At 42.9% G+C, this 2,785-nt stretch carries 2 protein-coding genes; both read left to right on the top strand.

Annotation, left to right across the window (positions count from 1 at the left end):
- Positions 1 to 126: 126 nt before the first annotated feature.
- On the top strand, positions 127 to 1,932 hold the full coding sequence (locus A0F92_RS14165; RefSeq protein WP_262490045.1) for an efflux RND transporter permease subunit: 1,806 nt from the start codon (positions 127 to 129) through the stop codon (positions 1,930 to 1,932).
- Between the two features lie 12 nt (positions 1,933 to 1,944).
- The coding region (locus tag A0F92_RS14160; RefSeq protein WP_068247642.1) for an efflux RND transporter periplasmic adaptor subunit at positions 1,945 to 2,785 on the top strand (841 nt) is incomplete at its 3' end.

Raw genomic sequence — 2,785 nt, 5'->3', positions numbered from 1 at the left:
TTTTTGAAATTGAAATTATGTTACCTACATCTAAACAAATCATCAGAAAAAAACTAATACTAACAGAAGAACATCGAATCCTGGCTAAAATATTCAACTTTTAGGGTGTCCCAGTGAGGAAAACAGGTGGCCGTTGGTTTTTCCATGATCGCTTCTTTTATTTTCTCTCAAACATTTGTTCCAGTTTTAGCCAATTGGCTGATGAAATTTAAACCACATGCGCATCACGGAAATGGTAACGGAAAACAAAAACTGACCCGCTTTGAGAAATTCAAAAAAAGGTATCTGTTTCTTACCCGGAAATTGCAGCAACGGCGCAATTGGGTTATCGGCATCTATGTTACAATTGTGATTGTATTAATTGGCGTTGGATTCATTTTTATAGGAACAGACATCATGCCTTCCAGTGGCACAGGTGATTTGCAGGTGCGGATCGTGGCTCCTTCCGGAACCCGCATTGAAAAAACAGAGCAATACCTGCACCAGGTTACCGATATTATTGCAAAAGAAACAGGTGACAAAGGCATTACCATCTCTTCCGCTTTTGTGGGTTTGCAACCGTCCGGCACCGCCATTAATCCCATCTTTTTATTTACCAGCAGTTCGCAGGAAGCAGTGTTGCAGGTGTCCATTAATAAAGATGCGCTTTCACAATCAGTGGATGAATTAAAAGAGAATATCCGTAAAAAAATAAAAGAAAATTATCCTGAGCTACAAATTTCTTTTGAGCCTATTGAATTGGTTGAAAAGATCATGAGCCAAGGAACTAACACACCGGTGCAGATAAGAGTGGCTGCTGCACAATTAGCTCCCGCTGAAAACTATGCAAAAAAAATTGAAGCGGCGCTCAAGAAAAATTCTTTTTTGCGTGACATTCATATTGAAGAACCTGTGCATTATCCAACCGTACAAATTGATGTTGACCGTGAACGGACTTCGCAATTTGGACTCACCATGCAGGACGTAACGCAGGTAATAACGATGGCAACATCTTCTACCCGCTTCATTAATAAATCGCTTTGGCGGGATCCTAAATCCGGTCTTGTTTTCCAGGTGCAGGTGCAGGTTGCCGAAGCAAATATGCAGGCATTGGATGACTTGAAAATGTTGCCGCTAAAATCAGGGCAGTCACGACCGATACTTGATGACGTGGCACGGCTTTCTTTTGGTGATGAACCCGGACAGGTGAACCGGCAGGGGGCCAACCGGTATGTAACGATAGCTGCCAATTTGAATGATAAAGATTTAGGGGCAGCATCAAAGGCAGTAAAAAAAGCCATTGCAGAAGCAGGTGAAAAACCTAAAGGTGTCATCACCTCCATACAGGGACAATTGCAGTTGCTGGCCGACACATTGGACGGATTACAAACTGGTTTGGTGATCGCTATTATCGTGATCTTTTTAATGCTCGCAGCCTATTACCAATCCTTTGCTTTATCAGCTTTGATATTGACCGTAGTGCCAGCCGTTATTGCAGGTAGTTTATTATTGTTGCTGGCGTTTGGCAGTACGCTCAACCTGCAATCGTATATGGGCATGATCATGTCTGTGGGAGTATCTGTTTCAAATGCATTCCTGATGGTAGATCATGCGGAGAAGAGCCGGTTCAAAAATAAGTTAGATGTAACACTGTCTGCATTTCTCGCTGCATCTTCACGGCTGCGACCTATTATCATGACCACACTGGCTATGATTGCCGGTATGATACCGATGGCTGCTGGTATGGGTGAAGGTGGTGAACAGGTAGCCCCTTTGGGACAAGCCGTTATTGGTGGTTTGCTCATGTCCACATTCACTACACTGCTGGTATTGCCACACTTGTTTGTAACCTTCCGTAAAAAAGCAAGCCTGCAAAGTGTTTCCTTAGATCCTGATGATGCCTTAAGCCGTTATGCAGGCGAACAATTTATTCCCATTCATCAAAAAAACTAAAATCGAAATCTGATGCGAGTATTTATTTATCCATTATTAATAGCCTCTGTACTCATCATTCAAAGTTGTTCGGATGAAAAAAATGAAGCAACTGTTTCTGTCACTGAAAAAAAGCAAACAATAACATTTATAATGGCAACTGTTCAGAAACAGCAGCCGCAATTCGCTATCACGTTACCGGGAGAATTAAAACCTTTTGAGCAGGTGAACATATATCCCAAGATAAAAGGCTTTGTAAAAAAGCTGTATGTTGATCGTGGAAGTTATGTACGCAAGGGGCAGTTGCTGGCACAATTAGAAGCACCTGAAGTAGGACAACAATATGCAGCCATGCGTTCTTCTATCGGTACATCGTACCAGAAATTTTTGTTCAGCAAACAATCATATAACCGCTTGAAAGAAGCGGCAAAGAAAAATGGTGCCGTAGCTACCATTGAACTGGAAAGAGCCTATGCGCAATATTTAGGTGATAGCGCCGCCTATAGCAGTAGCCGCTCCAAAGCTTCGGCATCTGGGCAAATACATAATTATTTGCGCATCACAGCGCCATTCAGTGGCGTCATTACCGGAAGATTTATTTCCGAAGGGGCACTGGTGGGAGATAATGGCGTAAATGGCGAACCGCTATTTCAATTGGCGCAACAAAATAAATTAAGGTTAACCGTAGCTATTCCTGAAAAGCAGGTCCAGTCGCTGCCGCCGGGAACAAAAGCGCAATTCACTGTAATTGATCTTCCAGGCAAAATCTTTACGGCTTCACTGTCGCGAAACAGTGGTGCTTTAGACGTTCGTTCACGTTCGGTGATTGCAGAATTTGATATTGATAATACGGGCACTGAACTTCGTGCCGGGC

Source organism: Hydrotalea flava (assembly GCF_001623405.1).
GTDB classification, from domain to species: Bacteria; Bacteroidota; Bacteroidia; order Chitinophagales; family Chitinophagaceae; genus Hydrotalea; species Hydrotalea flava.
The sequence above is the reverse complement of the archived record's forward strand: the minus strand, read 5'-3'. Positions and strand labels throughout refer to the sequence as shown.